The organism is Escherichia sp. UTM R2 (genome assembly GCF_048593455.1).
Lineage (GTDB): Bacteria > Pseudomonadota > Gammaproteobacteria > Enterobacterales > Enterobacteriaceae > Escherichia > Escherichia coli.
In genome coordinates, this window is record NZ_JBFWDY010000002.1 from 3127540 (window position 1) to 3142687 (window position 15148).

The following is a 15148-nucleotide window of genomic DNA, read 5'->3' on the forward strand; positions in this document are numbered from 1 at the left end:
AAATATAAAACACAAAATTACAACATTTAAATAACAAAACAGCGTCTAATATGGCGCTATTCATAATTAATGATTTATTATCTGGGGTATGATCGTTTTTTGTTGATCTTCTTCACAGATTATAGCCATTTCATGGATAGAATAACTCTACCTTCAACTGACACAGCAAGAGGTAAAGGTAAATGGAAAATAATAACCGCTTAATGCCTCATATAAGGCGGACAACCCATATCATGAAGTTTGCCCATCGTAATAGTTTTGACTTTCATTTCTTTAATGCCCGCTAGTCTTCTGACTAAAGGGCACCCCAGCGTACAGGTCTCCCTGACTTTAAGCATTACAGGTTAATACCTGTATTCCTCGGTGCTCATATACTGCTAACCCTTTTAAACTCTAAATAATTCGAGTCGCAGCATATGCAACTTGAAGGATGACGAGTATAGCCAGTTACCGGGCTGGTCTGGGTTATTGCATCTGCAAAAAGCAAACTACTGATTTATTTATCAGCGGTGGAGCTTTGCTTTTTTTCCGGCGTGATCGATTTCTCCTTTGAGAAATTGAGGACCTGCTATTACCTGAAATAAAGAGATGAACAAAATGTCAGAATTAAAAATTGCCGTTAGTCGTTCTTGCCCGGATTGTTTTTCCACTCATCGTACATGCGTGAATATTGACGAAAGTAATTATATTGACGTTGCCGCCATTATTTTATCGGTCAATGATGTGGAACGTGGAAAACTCGATGAAATAGACGCTACTGGCTATGGCATTCCTGTTTTTATTGCAACGGAAAATGAAGAACGTATACCAGCAGAATATCTTTCACGTATTTCTGGTGTCTTCGAACCTAGCGAAGCACGTAAAGAATTTTATGGTCGCCAGTTAGAAACCGCTGCCAGCCATTATGAAACTCAACTGCGCCCACCTTTCTTCCGCGCACTGGTCGATTATGTCAATCAAGGTAACAGCGCGTTTGATTGCCCTGGTCATCAGGGCGGCGAATTTTTCCGTCGCCATCCGGCGGGGAATCAGTTTGTGGAATACTTTGGTGAGGCGCTGTTCCGTGCCGACTTGTGCAACGCCGACGTAGCGATGGGCGATCTGCTGATTCACGAAGGCGCGCCATGCATTGCACAGCAACATGCGGCAAAAGTGTTTAATGCCGATAAAACCTACTTCGTTTTAAATGGCACTTCATCTTCTAACAAAGTGGTTTTAAACGCCCTGCTAACACCGGGTGATCTGGTGCTGTTTGACCGCAATAACCACAAATCTAACCACCACGGAGCGTTGCTACAGGCTGGTGCAACACCGGTTTATCTGGAAACGGCACGTAACCCGTATGGCTTTATCGGTGGCATTGATGCGCACTGTTTTGAAGAAAGTTACCTGCGTGAGCTGATCGCGGAAGTCGCACCGCAGCGGGCAAAAGAGGCTCGTCCTTTCCGCCTCGCTGTGATTCAGTTAGGCACCTACGACGGTACGATTTATAACGCCCGCCAGGTGGTGGATAAAATTGGTCATCTGTGTGACTACATCCTGTTTGACTCAGCATGGGTCGGCTATGAACAGTTTATTCCGATGATGGCGGACTGTTCGCCGCTGTTGCTGGATCTTAATGAGAACGATCCGGGTATTCTGGTTACGCAATCTGTGCATAAACAACAGGCTGGTTTTTCTCAGACTTCACAAATTCATAAAAAAGACAGCCACATCAAAGGGCAACAGCGTTATGTACCGCACAAACGCATGAACAACGCCTTTATGATGCACGCCTCCACCAGCCCGTTCTATCCGCTGTTTGCCGCACTGGATATCAACGCCAAAATGCATGAAGGTGTCAGCGGTCGTAATATGTGGATGGATTGTGTGGTAAATGGCATTAATGCCCGCAAACTGATCCTCGATAACTGTCAGCATATTCGTCCGTTCGTACCTGAACTGGTGGATGGTAAACCCTGGCAGTCGTATGAAACAGCGCAAATTGCGGTTGATCTGCGCTTCTTCCAGTTTGTACCAGGGGAACACTGGCATTCTTTTGAAGGCTATGCAGAGAATCAATACTTTGTCGATCCATGCAAACTGTTGCTGACAACCCCAGGTATTGATGCACGTAACGGCGAATATGAAGCGTTCGGTGTACCCGCGACGATTCTTGCTAACTTCCTACGCGAAAATGGCGTAGTGCCGGAAAAATGCGATCTTAACTCCATCCTCTTCCTGCTGACTCCGGCAGAAGATATGGCCAAACTTCAGCAACTTGTTGCCCTGCTGGTACGCTTCGAAAAACTGCTTGAGTCCGACGCGCCATTAGCAGAAGTGCTACCTTCCATCTACAAACAGCATGAAGAGCGCTACGCCGGTTATACCCTGCGTCAGTTGTGTCAGGAAATGCATGATTTGTATGCCCGCCACAACGTGAAACAACTGCAAAAAGAGATGTTCCGTAAGGAGCACTTCCCACGCGTCAGCATGAATCCGCAAGAAGCCAACTACGCCTATTTACGCGGTGAAGTGGAACTGGTTCGTCTGCCGAATGCAGAAGGCCGTATCGCTGCCGAAGGTGCGCTTCCTTATCCTCCGGGTGTGCTGTGTGTTGTTCCGGGTGAAATCTGGGGTGGTGCTGTTCTGCGTTACTTCAGCGCTCTGGAAGAAGGGATCAACCTGCTGCCAGGTTTTGCACCGGAGCTGCAGGGTGTCTATATCGAAGAACATGATGGTCGTAAGCAAGTTTGGTGCTATGTCATCAAGCCTCGTGATGCGCAAAGCACCCTGTTGAAAGGGGAAAAATTATGAGTCAGGCTAAATCGAACAAAATGGGCGTCGTTCAGTTAACCATACTGACGATGGTCAACATGATGGGCTCCGGTATCATCATGCTGCCGACAAAGCTTGCCGAAGTCGGGACAATCTCAATTATCTCCTGGCTGGTGACAGCCGTAGGCTCAATGGCACTGGCATGGGCATTCGCAAAATGCGGTATGTTCAGCCGTAAATCAGGCGGTATGGGCGGTTATGCCGAGTATGCTTTCGGTAAATCCGGTAACTTTATGGCGAACTATACCTACGGCGTCTCACTGCTGATTGCTAACGTCGCGATTGCTATTTCGGCGGTTGGTTACGGCACCGAACTGCTCGGCGCGAGTTTGTCGCCAGTGCAGATTGGTCTTGCGACCATCGGGGTGCTGTGGATTTGTACCGTGGCTAACTTTGGTGGTGCGCGCATTACCGGGCAAATCAGTAGCATTACCGTGTGGGGGGTCATTATTCCGGTCGTCGGTCTGTGCATTATTGGCTGGTTCTGGTTTAGCCCGACGCTGTACGTTGATTCCTGGAATCCGCATCATGCACCGTTCTTCAGTGCGGTAGGTTCTTCCATCGCTATGACGCTGTGGGCTTTTCTTGGTCTGGAGTCTGCGTGTGCAAATACTGATGTAGTGGAAAACCCGGAACGTAATGTGCCAATCGCGGTACTCGGCGGTACGTTAGGTGCGGCGGTGATTTATATCGTCTCCACCAACGTGATTGCCGGGATTGTGCCAAATATGGAGCTGGCAAATTCAACGGCACCATTTGGTCTGGCCTTCGCGCAGATGTTCACGCCGGAAGTGGGTAAAGTCATTATGGCGCTGATGGTGATGTCCTGCTGCGGTTCGCTACTTGGCTGGCAGTTCACCATTGCCCAGGTGTTTAAATCTTCATCTGATGAAGGCTACTTCCCTAAAATTTTCTCCCGTGTAACCAAAGTGGATGCACCGGTGCAGGGAATGTTGACCATTGTGATTATCCAGAGCGGGTTGGCGCTGATGACGATTAGCCCGTCGCTAAACAGTCAGTTCAACGTGCTGGTTAACCTGGCCGTGGTGACCAATATCATTCCGTATATTCTGTCAATGGCGGCATTAGTCATTATTCAGAAGGTCGCTAATGTGCCCCCCTCAAAAGCGAAAGTTGCAAACTTTGTTGCTTTTGTTGGCGCGATGTACAGTTTCTATGCGCTGTACTCATCCGGGGAAGAAGCCATGCTGTACGGTTCCATCGTGACCTTCCTTGGTTGGACACTGTATGGTCTGGTATCACCACGCTTTGAACTGAAAAATAAACACGGTTAATAAAACAAAGTAAAAAAGGGCGATTGAATGATCGCCCTTTCTGTTTGTTGGCAAATAGTTCGTTATTTATGCCGCATCCGGCAGATGTAGGGTCTAAACGCGATCGAACACAGCAACTATTTGCGTAATTATATGGGGCATCTGCGACAAAAACTGGAACAGGATCCGGCCCGGCCTCGCCATTTTATTACTGAAACCGGTATTGGGTATCGGTTTATGCTTTGAAAAAAGTGGCAATGTATGGATAAAGTCATTTTTTATTCAAATATAAGGAACTTAATATTTAAAAAATGTTCCATACAATTCCTCATCATAAATGACACCGTAGCACACAAGGAGCAAGTAGCGATGCGTGAAATGAATCAGTTAGTAAATACTGAAGATTCAGCCTGGCCAATAATCCAGAACTGGTTAAAAGACGCCACAAACCATACCGAACTCTTACCGGTTAATAAAGATTTAGCCGAAACCGCACTTTATCAATTACAGGTGACAACAAAATCACCGATGGGTGCGCTTGTCTATGGCTCCGGAGGTCTGCTGATTGATAATGGTTGGTTACGCATAGCAGGATCTGGTCACCCCCGGTTGCCACGAGATCCAGTAAGTTGGACACAACGCCCTGAATTCGCAGGCGTGCGGGCTTTACCCATCGCTGACGATGTCGCAGGGGGAATTTTTGCTCTTAATGGTGGCGATCTTGGGGAAGATACTGGCTGCGTTTATTATTTTGCGCCAGATACGCTGAATTGGGAAAGTCTGGAAGTTGGATATTCTGAGTTTCTTCAGTGGGCATTATCCGGTGATTTAGATACCTTCTATGAAAATGTACGATGGCAGCAATGGCGAGAAGACGTAATAAAATTATCGGCAACGGAAGCCTTCACGTTCTACCCTTTCTTATGGGTACAAAGTGAAGAAGCAAGAACAAGAAAAGTTATTTCGCTTACTGAACTCTGGGAAATGCAGTATCAAATGAAAGAAACATTCACGCAATAAGACATGTTCAGGTCCGGGTTTCATTCCCGGACTCACTATTTTAATGTGTATTTATCGCTTTCAATTCTTGCTGGCAATTTTCTGACTGGCAGCGTCGTAACTCAATAATCCCGACATGCATCATCGAGCCAAAAAATCCGCTTTCGCTGACATAATCCTCATTGACTATCGGTCGAGTGCCGGGCTTGCCCTGGCAAACCCGCATAAAAAATGAGGTGTAGCATTGCCAACCGGGATTTAAACCGACCTTTTCTTGTGCTGACATATTATGAAGATAAGTAAGTTCTTTTTCGTTCCCGCCTGACAACTGCCAGCGGCGGGTATTATCAGGTAAGTTATCACCACGGCAATTTGTCTTACACCGGAAAGGTGCAATATTTACCGCAATGCTACCCGTTAATCCTCTGGTTTTATCTTTAGGGGTCAGTAACCAGTCGCCAGCTAATGATGATTGTTCAGGTTGGGCGCATGCAGTCAGCAGTAATGTGGCGGTAATTAGTGACACTATGACGACCAGACTCCTGTTGGTCTTCATTGGGATTTCCTTGAGCTACTCAGTTTGTTGACAAAGTGTTCGTTGTTTTTGCCGGATGCGGCGTGAACGCCTTATCCGGCCTACAAAATCGCTTAAATTCAATATATTGCACCATCCTCGTAGGCCTGATAAGCGTAGCGCATCAGGCAATTCTGTGTTTGTCATACGTAAAAAAGGGCGATCTTGCGACCGCCCTTTTTTTATTAAATGTGTTTACGCGTTTTTCAGAACTTCGCTAACAATCTCAACCGCTTCTTTCTCAATCTGCTTGCGATGTTCTTCACCGAGGAAGCTTTCGCAGTAGATCTTATATGCGTCTTCCGTGCCTGACGGACGCGCGGCGAACCAGCCGTTGTCAGTCATCACTTTCAGACCGCCAATAGAAGCACCGTTGCCCGGAGCAGCAGTCAGGCGCGCGGTGATCGGGTCACCTGCCAGGGTGCTGGCGCTCACCATTTCCGGAGACAGCTTAGACAGCGCCGCTTTTTGTGCGGAAGTCGCAGCTGCCTGCAAACGGTTGTAGCTCGGCGCACCAAAGCGTTTTGCCAGTTCGTTGTAGTGTTCCTGCGGGTTCTTACCGGTGACAGCGGTGATTTCCGCCGCCAGCAGACACATGATGATGCCGTCTTTGTCGGTGGACCACGGCGTGCCGTCGAAACGCAGGAAGGAAGCCCCTGCGCTCTCTTCGCCGCCAAAGCCGAAGCTGCCGTCGAACAGACCATCAACAAACCATTTGAAACCTACCGGGACTTCTACCAGCTTACGACCCAAGTCATTGACCACACGGTCGATCATCGCAGAAGAAACCAGCGTTTTACCAACGGCAACATCTTTGCCCCACTGCGGACGATGCTGGAACAGGTAATTGATCGCCACCGCCAGGTAGTGGTTCGGATTCATCAAACCTGCCGGAGTGACGATACCGTGACGGTCATAATCCGGGTCGTTAGCAAACGCCAGATCGAACTTATCACGCAGTGCCAGCAGGCCCGCCATCGCACACTCGGAGGAGCAGTCCATACGGATCGCGCCGTCTTTATCAAGGTGCATAAAGCGGAAGGTTTGATCGACCTGATCGTTAACGATAGTCAGGTTGAGGTTGTAATACTCGCCAATGCGCTTCCAGTATTCGATACCGGAACCGCCCAGCGGATCAACGCCAAGCGTCAGGCCCGCTTTCTGAATCGCCGCCATATCAACGATATCGGCCAGCCCTTCCACGAACGGCTGCACCAGATCCTGCTCTTTCACATGACCGGATGCCATCGCTTCGTCGAGGGAGATACGCTTCACGCCTTTCAGGCCATCGGCCAGCAGTGCGTTGGCACGATCTTCCACCACTTTAGTGACGTTGGTATCAGCCGGGCCACCATTTGGCGGATTGTACTTGATACCACCATCTTCCGGCGGGTTATGGGACGGTGTAATAACGATACCGTCTGCCAGCGGGCCACCTTTTATATTGTGAACCAGGATGGCATTGGAAACGGCAGGCGTCGGGGTGAAGCCATTGTTTTCCTGCACAATAACATCTACGCCGTTCGCTGCCAGCACTTCCAGAACGGAAATAAATGCAGGTTCGGACAGGGCGTGAGTATCTTTACCCACATAGCAAGGGCCAGTGATACCGTTTTTCGCACGTTCTTCAGCAATTGCCTGAGCGATCGCCAGAATGTGCGGCTCGTTAAAGCTGTGGCGCGCTGCACTGCCACGGTGACCGGAAGTACCGAATTTCACCGCGTGCTCCGCATTCCCTGCTTCTGGTTTCAGTACATAATATTGCGCCGTCAGTTGGGCGACGTTAATCAAATCACTCTGTTGTGCAGGTTGGCCTGCACGATTGTGGATTGCCATTGCTTTGTCCTTTGTCTGCAACGTTTTAGATAGTTCCGCAAACCTTCTCAATCAATTCCGCCGGGAATTGCATCGACTGCATGATGTGTTCGATCATGCTGCATTTACGGCCGGTGTTGGTGTTGGTGATCACCCAATACGGCGTGCCTGGCACATGTTTCGGCTTGGTCTGATTACCATTTTTCAGCAGCGTTTGTTCATCTGCCGCAAAGTAAACGCGTGTACGACCGTGCAACGATTCCGTTGCTTCGGCAAACGCCTGGGCGTCAAGAGAATATAGTGTAGACAACAGCAGCATAAAGCGATTGACCGCTCGCTTTTGCTCTGCGTATTCGTCCGAAAGCAGAAGTTCACGCATTGCGCGAACCTTGTCTTTAATCGTTTTGACCGGCTTCGCTTCGACGATAGCAGGTGACGCAACGCGAACCTCTTTCGTCACCGGAGCAGCAGGCTGTGATGCGGCGGAAAATTTCAACATACGCCGTAAAATGTCGGATGCGCTCTCGCCGATATGCTTAGTGTGGCTGGCAATATAGCTGTAGAGTTCATCATCAACTTCAATCGTTTTCATCTTAATCCAGTGCAGTGTCTTAGCTGAATACAAGTCGCCAGGAGTATATGAATAAATCCCGGCAGCGGATAGCGTCAAGCCTGGCTTGCAGAAAAACTCGGAATAAACCTTATTTGTTGCAGCCCTGTGGCACAATGGTCAACATAATACCCTAACCCGACAACGCGAAAAAAAGAACTTTGCCATGAAATTGAATATCCGCGCGCAAACTGCACAAAACCAGCACAATAATTCTCCCATCGTTCTTGTCCATGGTCTGTTTGGTAGCCTCGACAACCTTGGCGTACTGGCTCGCGATCTGGTAAACGATCACAATATCATCCAGGTTGATATGCGTAACCACGGTCTTTCACCGAGAGAGCCGGTAATGAATTACCCGGCGATGGCGCAGGATCTTGTTGATACCCTGGATGCACTGCAGATCGACAAAGCAACATTTATCGGTCACTCCATGGGCGGTAAAGCGGTAATGGCACTTACTGCACTGGCCCCCGATCGCATCGATAAACTGGTGGCGATCGATATCGCACCGGTCGACTATCACGTACGCCGTCATGATGAGATTTTCGCAGCTATCAACGCGGTCAGTGAATCGGACGCACAAACTCGCCAGCAAGCAGCAGCAATAATGCGCCAGCATCTTAATGAAGAAGGGGTGATTCAGTTTCTGTTGAAATCTTTTGTTGACGGGGAGTGGCGCTTTAACGTGCCGGTATTGTGGGATCAGTATCCGCATATTGTGGGTTGGGAGAAAATCCCGGCATGGGATCACCCTGCCCTGTTTATCCCTGGTGGTAATTCTCCGTATGTTAGCGAGCAGTACCGTGATGATTTACTGGCACAATTTCCACAGGCACGGGCGCATGTCATTGCAGGCGCGGGTCACTGGGTCCATGCTGAAAAACCAGATGCGGTATTACGCGCTATCCGTCGCTATCTCAATGATTAACGCAACTGATTAAAAACCCAGCGTCCGCGTCGCTTTCCGCGCGTGGGCGTTGGCGTGACTCATCGCGCTGATGTATTATGGCGCGCTATCCATCCGGGCAGAGGCCTGGCTGATTGTTTCCCCCGAAGTCACCAAGATCATGGCCAAAGAACAAACGGACCGTACGACATTAGATCTGTTCGCGCACGAGCGTCGACCGGGACGACCGAAAACTAATCCGCTTTCGCGCGATGAACAGCTGCGTATTAATAAACGCAACCAACTAAAACGCGACAAAGTACGTGGCCTTAAGCGTGTCGAACTGAAGCTGAACGCGGAAGCTGTCGAGGCGCTGAACGAGCTGGCGGAATCGCGCAATATGAGCCGTAGCGAACTGATCGAAGAGATGTTAATGCAGCAACTGGCGGCGCTGCGTAGTCAGGGCATCGTTTAAATTTCCACTTTCATGTAGCACAGTGTGCAGTCCTGCTCGTTTACTGATTCCGCAAGACTGCCTGTTCTGCTATGATTGCCTTTATCCGTGGGCAATTTTCCACCCCCATTTCAATAAGTTTCAAGAGGTTATTTCACTCATGGCTATCACTGGCATCTTTTTCGGCAGCGACACCGGTAATACCGAAAATATCGCAAAAATGATTCAAAAACAGCTTGGTAAAGACGTTGCCGATGTCCATGACATTGCAAAAAGCAGCAAAGAAGATCTGGAAGCTTATGACATTCTGCTGCTGGGCATCCCAACCTGGTATTACGGCGAAGCGCAGTGTGACTGGGATGACTTCTTCCCGACTCTCGAAGAGATTGATTTCAATGGCAAACTGGTTGCGCTGTTTGGTTGTGGTGACCAGGAAGATTACGCCGAATATTTCTGCGACGCATTGGGCACCATCCGCGACATCATTGAACCGCGCGGTGCAACCATCGTTGGTCACTGGCCAACTGCGGGCTATCATTTCGAAGCATCAAAAGGTCTGGCAGATGACGACCACTTTGTCGGTCTGGCTATCGACGAAGACCGTCAGCCGGAACTGACCGCTGAACGTGTAGAAAAATGGGTTAAACAGATTTCTGAAGAGTTGCATCTCGACGAAATTCTCAATGCCTGATGTGATGCGGCGTAGACTCATGTCTACGCCGTATTAATAGATAATGCCAATCAAAATAATTGCTACAAATTTGTAACTTTTGCTGTTGTACCTGTACAATGTCCCGGTGTTCAAGTGGCCTTGCCGTTGTAAATGTAAGCTATGCCACGTTTTTATTAACAATATTTGCCAGGGACTTGTGGTTTTCATTTAGGCGTGGCAATTCTATAATGATACGCATTATCTCAAGAGCAAATTCTGTCACTTCTTCTAATGAAGTGAACCGCTTAGTAACAGGACAGATTCCGCATGACTGATAACAATACCGCCCTAAAGAAAGCTGGCCTGAAAGTAACGCTTCCTCGTTTAAAAATCCTGGAAGTTCTTCAGGAGCCGGACAACCATCACGTCAGTGCGGAAGATTTATACAAACGTCTGATCGATATGGGTGAAGAAATTGGTCTGGCTACGGTATATCGCGTACTGAACCAGTTTGACGACGCTGGTATCGTCACCCGCCACAATTTTGAAGGCGGTAAATCCGTATTTGAACTGACACAGCAACATCACCACGATCACCTGATCTGCCTCGACTGCGGCAAGGTTATCGAATTTAGTGATGATTCCATCGAAGCGCGTCAGCGTGAAATTGCCGCAAAACATGGCATTCGCCTGACTAACCACAGTCTCTATCTTTACGGTCACTGTGCCGAAGGCGATTGCCGCGAAGATGAGCACGCGCACGAAGGCAAATAAGCCAGCCTGAACGAGAAAAGCCAACCTGCGGGTTGGCTTTTTTATGCAAGGGAAATAAGAAAAGCGAGAGTTACAGCTCTCACTTATTTGTTATTACTGCGAATTTCCTGCCAGACCTTATCACAATCGGCTTTCACCGCCTGATCATTTCCGGTTTGCGTTGCACGCAGACACTGCTGATAATCCAGTACGCGGACACTTTCCTGGTCGGCAAACTGCTGATGTTGTTTCTCTTTCTTCAGCACGTTTAACACGCTCTGGCAGGCTTCAATTTTTTCCGGCGAACCTTGCGCGGTGTTGATACAGGCGCTGTATGCCTCTTTCAGACGGCTGTCTTCCTGTGGTGCGGTTGATTGCGCACAAGCTACCAGCCCCGATGCCATCATGGCGATGAGAATCAGTTTTTTCATAGCAAATTCCTCAAACGTGCGGCAGGCACAAAACCTGCCGCGTCGGGCATCAGAAGATGGTGAATGGTGCGATTACCATAAATTTTACGTCACGCTCATCCTGGAAGATGTTGCCGTAACCACCGCCCCAGCTTGGGATGTCGGAGTGGTTGTCGTATTCGGTGAAGTGCAGTTTGAACATCGTGCCTTTGGCGCGACCGTCCTGAATGGTATAGACCGCATCCAGGCTGTATGCAGACTCTTCAATAGTCCGGTTTTTGTCGTAGTACGCATCCGGATTGCTCTGCCAGGTCGCAGGTTTAGCATCCCATGCGTAAACGTAGGAAGCGCCGATGGCGAAGCCTGGAAGATTCCAGTTTTTCAGGTCATACATCGCACCGAAGAAGACTGCTTTTTCGCCGTTGGCGTTGAAGTCAGAACGGTTGTCCCACCAGATATCCAGGCGACCGTTTGAGGAAGCGTAGGTTGGAGTCATACGTTGCAGGAAGTATCCCTGCTGACCGTCAGCCTTAACCCAGGTGCCTTCGAGGCGCAAATCCACTACGTCAGCCGCCCGGTAACCAAAGGTCAACGCCTGCAGCCAGGCGGTGCCGTCATAAAGGTCGTTGACGCTGCGATCGTCAACTTTATCGCGGGTACCGTAGAACTGGTAGCTGGTGGTTAACGGGCTACCGGCGATATCAAATTTGTAGCTGGCTTTGGCAAAATATTGATCGATATACCCTTCCGCCTGACCAAAAGCCGCTTCCAGTACGAAGTTATTTTTGAAGTCGTATTTCGCCCCAAGGGAGTGCAGATAATCAACTTTGGTGGTTTTATCGTTCTGATAAAACTCATCCATTTCCAGATGCCACGGCGCTTTGTATTCGTTGGTCCACATGTAGGAGAAACTCAACGCACCGGCATCGCCGTAATCAAAATTCGCTCCGGCTTCCGCACCCTGATAAGTACCCGGCATAAAGCTCCAGTGAGGCGCTAACAGCGTCTGACCGGTTGGCTGAATATAACCTGCCCTCGCCCAAACCGGACCGTATTTAAATTTGGCCGCTGCTTTATACAGGCTTATACCGCTTTTGTCGCCGGACCAGTCTTCGTCATAGGCTTTATTACTTTTTGAAAACGCGATTTCGTTCGGGTGAGAGCTGTCGCCGTTTTCCGCCATTTCAATCGCCGTAAACGCGGCAATATCAAGGCCGAACATATCAGCAGCATAACCAGACTGAAAATCGAGGTTGGCATTCCAGGTGGAGTGAGAAAGGTTGGTTTTGTATTTGTCGCCGTCGGTAACATCTTTACGGTCGCGTTCACGCTGCCAGTAATATATACCGCCGGTTAAGGTTGAATCGTCGATGAATCCTTCGGCGCGAGCCTCCGGCATTGCCATAAAGCCCGACATTGCTGTAACACCGGCGATAGCCAGCGCCAGCGTACTACGTTTGCCACTAAACGTACGCATGGGTTAATCCTCTTTGACGTATAAATTGCTGCACCAAAGGTGAACAGCGAAAAAATAAAAATTAAAAAAGTAGCGTTGAGAAAAGTCTCGCTGACTACAGGAACAGACTATTTTTCGCGACGCGAATTATCAATCTCTTTCTGTAACCAGAATGTAAGAACATGAGCAACCGCACATATTTTGATGATTTTTGTTACAAGGCTTAAGTTTGCGGTTGAAAGGCTTGCAGAAGAATAAAAGCGTGAAATTCCAGCAAGATGAAAGCGGTTACATTTTATTTAATTATGTTTTGTTATTTTAAATTTATTTTATGGATAAATTGCGAAGCGGAATTAATTCGCGAAGAAAAGCAGAAAAAACGCCGCTGAACGCGGCGTTTTGGATTGTTTGCTGTTTCTTGCCGGATGCGGCGTGAACGCCTTATCCGGCCTACAAAAGCACGCAAACTCAATATATTGCAGAGATCATGTAGGCCTGATAAGCGTAGCGCATCAGGCAATTTAGCGTTTGAAACTGTTTGTCTGTTCCTTGCCGGATGCGACGTAAACGCCCCATCCGGCATAGCGAAACTTAAAATTACTCGCCTACTTTCGCCCAGGTATCACGCAGCCCAACGGTGCGGTTAAATACCGGTTTTTCCGCCGTAGAATGGCGGCTATCGAGGCAGAAGTAACCTTCACGCTCAAACTGGAATGCTTTACCCGCAACCGCATCTTTCAGCGACGGTTCAGCAAAGCCCTGTTTGATCACCAGCGATTCCGGGTTAATCACCGACAGGAAATCATCCGCAGCACCTGGGTTAGGCACGCTGAACAGACGGTCATACAAACGGATTTCAACCGGCAGCGCATGTGCCGCGCTCACCCAGTGAATAACACCTTTGACTTTACGACCATCTGCCGGATCTTTGCTTAAGGTATCGGCGTCATAAGTACAGAAGATGGTGGTGATATTACCTTCGGCATCTTTCTCGACGCGTTCTGCCTTAATCACATAAGCATTACGCAGACGCACTTCTTTACCCAGCACCAGACGTTTGTACTGCTTGTTAGCTTCTTCGCGGAAATCGGCGCGATCAATCCAAATCTCACCGCTAAACGGCACCTGACGGCTGCCCATTTCCGGTTTGTTCGGATGGTTCGGCATGGTAACCATTTCGCCTTCGCCCTGATAGTTTTCGATAACCAGTTTCACCGGATCGATAACCGCCATTGCGCGCGGCGCATTTTCGTTGAGATCTTCACGGATGCAGGATTCCAGCGACGCCATCTCAATGGTGTTGTCCTGCTTGGTCACGCCGATGCGTTTGCAGAACTCACGAATAGAAGCCGCAGTGTAACCACGACGACGCAGACCGGAAATGGTCGGCATACGCGGGTCATCCCAGCCTTCAACGTGCTTGTCGGTCACCAGCAGGTTCAACTTACGCTTGGACATCACGGTGTATTCCAGATTCAGGCGCGAGAACTCATACTGGCGCGGGTGAACAGGAATCGTGATGTTGTCCAGTACCCAGTCGTACAGACGACGGTTGTCCTGGAACTCAAGCGTACACAGAGAGTGCGTAATACCTTCCAGGGCATCGCTGATGCAGTGGGTGAAGTCGTACATCGGGTAGATGCACCACTTGTTGCCAGTCTGGTGGTGTTCAGCAAATTTAATACGGTACAGCACCGGATCGCGCATCACGATAAACGGTGAAGCCATGTCGATTTTCGCACGCAGGCAGGCTTTACCTTCTTCAAAACCACCGGCACGCATTTTTTCGAACAGCGCCAGGTTCTCTTCAACGCTGCGGTCGCGGTACGGGCTGTTTTTACCCGGTTGCGTCAGGGTGCCGCGGTATTCGCGGATCTGTTCCGGCGTCAGTTCATCAACGTACGCCAGGCCTTTATTGATCAGTTCGATCGCATAGGCGTGGAGCTGATCAAAATAATCGGAGGAGTAACGGACGTTACCAGACCAGTGAAAACCTAACCACTCTACGTCGTTTTTGATCGACTCAACATACTCGATATCTTCTTTTACCGGGTTAGTGTCGTCGAAACGCAGGTTGCACTGGCCTTTATAGTCCTGGGCGATCCCGAAGTTCAGGCAGATAGATTTCGCATGGCCAATATGCAGATAGCCATTCGGCTCCGGCGGGAAACGGGTGTGTACTGTGGTGTGCTTACCACTGGCCAGATCTTCATCGATGATCTGACGGATAAAGTTAGTCGGGCGGGCTTCTGCCTCACTCATCGTGGATTCCTCAAAGCGTAAACAACGTATAACGGCGTATGATCTTATAAGCGGGACAGGCTGACAACTGTTAGTTAGTGAAAATCGAAAATCTCACTGAGATTATGGGGATGATTGATGAAAAAAAAAGCGGCAGAGAAGATCTCCACCGATTTTGCCAGTCCTGCGTCATTGTTGGATGCG

At 49.0% G+C, this 15148-nt stretch carries 16 protein-coding genes and 1 pseudogene; 11 read left to right on the forward strand and 6 right to left on the reverse strand.

The features are described from left to right. Positions 1–69 precede the first annotated feature (69 nt). The 6 genes and pseudogenes from AB4H76_RS15990 (at position 70) to AB4H76_RS16015 (ending at position 5111) form a co-directional block, all read left to right on the forward strand. Positions 70–204, forward strand: coding sequence for a hypothetical protein (locus AB4H76_RS15990; RefSeq protein WP_001299172.1), 135 nt, complete (start codon positions 70–72; stop codon positions 202–204). Then, positions 183–287 (forward strand): leader peptide SpeFL, encoded by a 105-nt coding sequence (speFL, locus tag AB4H76_RS15995; protein WP_001312672.1) that lies wholly within the window; start codon positions 183–185, stop codon positions 285–287. Before AB4H76_RS15990 ends, speFL begins: the two co-directional genes overlap by 22 nt. Positions 288–597: 310 nt before the next feature. Next, the gene (speF, locus tag AB4H76_RS16000) at positions 598–2796 is read left to right on the forward strand and encodes an ornithine decarboxylase SpeF (protein WP_420062606.1); all 2199 of its coding nucleotides are present in this window, start codon (positions 598–600) and stop codon (positions 2794–2796) included. Continuing rightward, positions 2793–4112: a putrescine-ornithine antiporter gene (gene potE / locus AB4H76_RS16005; protein ID WP_000075845.1), complete on the forward strand. Its 1320-nt coding sequence runs from the start codon at positions 2793–2795 to the stop codon at positions 4110–4112. Before speF ends, potE begins: the two co-directional genes overlap by 4 nt. A 90-nt stretch (positions 4113–4202) precedes the next feature. Beyond that, positions 4203–4337: pseudogene (locus AB4H76_RS16010) on the forward strand (winged helix-turn-helix domain-containing protein); the annotation flags it as partial. A gap of 123 nt (positions 4338–4460) precedes the next feature. Continuing rightward, a complete protein-coding gene (locus AB4H76_RS16015) occupies positions 4461–5111 on the forward strand; it encodes a DUF2625 domain-containing protein (protein ID WP_001208814.1) in 651 nt (216 codons plus the stop codon). Between the two features lie 40 nt (positions 5112–5151). Here the strand turns inward: AB4H76_RS16015 and AB4H76_RS16020 are convergent, their stop codons facing one another. The 3 genes from AB4H76_RS16020 to seqA form a co-directional block, all read right to left on the reverse strand. Next, positions 5152–5646, reverse strand: a complete 495-nt coding sequence (locus AB4H76_RS16020) for a lipoprotein (RefSeq protein ID WP_000856353.1) — start codon at positions 5644–5646, stop codon at positions 5152–5154. A gap of 213 nt (positions 5647–5859) precedes the next feature. After that, positions 5860–7500, reverse strand: coding sequence for a phosphoglucomutase (alpha-D-glucose-1,6-bisphosphate-dependent) (gene pgm / locus AB4H76_RS16025; protein WP_420062607.1), 1641 nt, complete (start codon positions 7498–7500; stop codon positions 5860–5862). A 25-nt stretch (positions 7501–7525) separates the two neighbouring features. Continuing rightward, positions 7526–8071, reverse strand: a complete 546-nt coding sequence (seqA, locus tag AB4H76_RS16030) for a replication initiation negative regulator SeqA (protein ID WP_000848387.1) — start codon at positions 8069–8071, stop codon at positions 7526–7528. Positions 8072–8255: 184 nt separating this feature from the next. Here seqA and ybfF point away from each other — a divergent pair, with 184 nt between their 5' ends. The 5 genes from ybfF (at position 8256) to fur (ending at position 10858) form a co-directional block, all read left to right on the forward strand. Next, positions 8256–9020, forward strand: coding sequence for an esterase (ybfF, locus tag AB4H76_RS16035; protein ID WP_000773301.1), 765 nt, complete (start codon positions 8256–8258; stop codon positions 9018–9020). A gap of 139 nt (positions 9021–9159) precedes the next feature. After that, the gene (gene ybfE / locus AB4H76_RS16040) at positions 9160–9453 is read left to right on the forward strand and encodes a LexA regulated protein (RefSeq protein ID WP_001300829.1); all 294 of its coding nucleotides are present in this window, start codon (positions 9160–9162) and stop codon (positions 9451–9453) included. 139 nt (positions 9454–9592) lie between these two features. Next, the gene (gene fldA / locus AB4H76_RS16045; protein WP_001018618.1) at positions 9593–10123 is read left to right on the forward strand and encodes a flavodoxin FldA; all 531 of its coding nucleotides are present in this window, start codon (positions 9593–9595) and stop codon (positions 10121–10123) included. Between the two features lie 209 nt (positions 10124–10332). Next, entirely contained in the window at positions 10333–10419 is an 87-nt protein-coding gene (gene uof / locus AB4H76_RS16050) for a fur leader peptide (protein ID WP_001406816.1), read from the forward strand. Next, positions 10412–10858 carry a ferric iron uptake transcriptional regulator gene (gene fur, locus AB4H76_RS16055; RefSeq protein WP_000131702.1) on the forward strand — a complete coding sequence of 149 codons (447 nt, stop codon included), beginning with the start codon at positions 10412–10414 and terminating at the stop codon, positions 10856–10858. The genes uof and fur overlap by 8 nt, the downstream gene beginning before the upstream one ends. 83 nt (positions 10859–10941) lie before the next feature. Here the strand turns inward: fur and chiQ are convergent, their stop codons facing one another. From chiQ to glnS, 3 genes are all read right to left on the reverse strand, one after another. After that, a complete protein-coding gene (gene chiQ / locus AB4H76_RS16060; protein ID WP_000733592.1) occupies positions 10942–11268 on the reverse strand; it encodes a ChiQ/YbfN family lipoprotein in 327 nt (108 codons plus the stop codon). Positions 11269–11317: 49 nt separating this feature from the next. Beyond that, positions 11318–12724, reverse strand: coding sequence for a chitoporin ChiP (gene chiP / locus AB4H76_RS16065; RefSeq protein WP_001258839.1), 1407 nt, complete (start codon positions 12722–12724; stop codon positions 11318–11320). 576 nt (positions 12725–13300) lie between these two features. Continuing rightward, positions 13301–14965 carry a glutamine--tRNA ligase gene (glnS, locus tag AB4H76_RS16070; protein WP_001287154.1) on the reverse strand — a complete coding sequence of 555 codons (1665 nt, stop codon included), beginning with the start codon at positions 14963–14965 and terminating at the stop codon, positions 13301–13303. Between the last annotated feature and the right edge of the window lie 183 nt (positions 14966–15148).

Bases quoted from the DNA above. Each gene is read 5' to 3' on its own strand.
- AB4H76_RS15990 (WP_001299172.1), top strand. From the start codon at position 70: ATGATTTATTATCTGGGGTATGATCGTTTTTTGTTGATCTTCTTCACA.
- speFL (WP_001312672.1), top strand. From the start codon at position 183: ATGGAAAATAATAACCGCTTAATGCCTCATATAAGGCGGACAACCCAT.
- speF (WP_420062606.1), top strand. From the start codon at position 598: ATGTCAGAATTAAAAATTGCCGTTAGTCGTTCTTGCCCGGATTGTTTT.
- potE (WP_000075845.1), top strand. From the start codon at position 2,793: ATGAGTCAGGCTAAATCGAACAAAATGGGCGTCGTTCAGTTAACCATA.
- AB4H76_RS16015 (WP_001208814.1), top strand. From the start codon at position 4,461: ATGCGTGAAATGAATCAGTTAGTAAATACTGAAGATTCAGCCTGGCCA.
- AB4H76_RS16020 (WP_000856353.1), bottom strand. From the start codon at position 5,646: ATGAAGACCAACAGGAGTCTGGTCGTCATAGTGTCACTAATTACCGCC.
- pgm (WP_420062607.1), bottom strand. From the start codon at position 7,500: ATGGCAATCCACAATCGTGCAGGCCAACCTGCACAACAGAGTGATTTG.
- seqA (WP_000848387.1), bottom strand. From the start codon at position 8,071: ATGAAAACGATTGAAGTTGATGATGAACTCTACAGCTATATTGCCAGC.
- ybfF (WP_000773301.1), top strand. From the start codon at position 8,256: ATGAAATTGAATATCCGCGCGCAAACTGCACAAAACCAGCACAATAAT.
- ybfE (WP_001300829.1), top strand. From the start codon at position 9,160: ATGGCCAAAGAACAAACGGACCGTACGACATTAGATCTGTTCGCGCAC.
- fldA (WP_001018618.1), top strand. From the start codon at position 9,593: ATGGCTATCACTGGCATCTTTTTCGGCAGCGACACCGGTAATACCGAA.
- uof (WP_001406816.1), top strand. From the start codon at position 10,333: ATGATACGCATTATCTCAAGAGCAAATTCTGTCACTTCTTCTAATGAA.
- fur (WP_000131702.1), top strand. From the start codon at position 10,412: ATGACTGATAACAATACCGCCCTAAAGAAAGCTGGCCTGAAAGTAACG.
- chiQ (WP_000733592.1), bottom strand. From the start codon at position 11,268: ATGAAAAAACTGATTCTCATCGCCATGATGGCATCGGGGCTGGTAGCT.
- chiP (WP_001258839.1), bottom strand. From the start codon at position 12,724: ATGCGTACGTTTAGTGGCAAACGTAGTACGCTGGCGCTGGCTATCGCC.
- glnS (WP_001287154.1), bottom strand. From the start codon at position 14,965: ATGAGTGAGGCAGAAGCCCGCCCGACTAACTTTATCCGTCAGATCATC.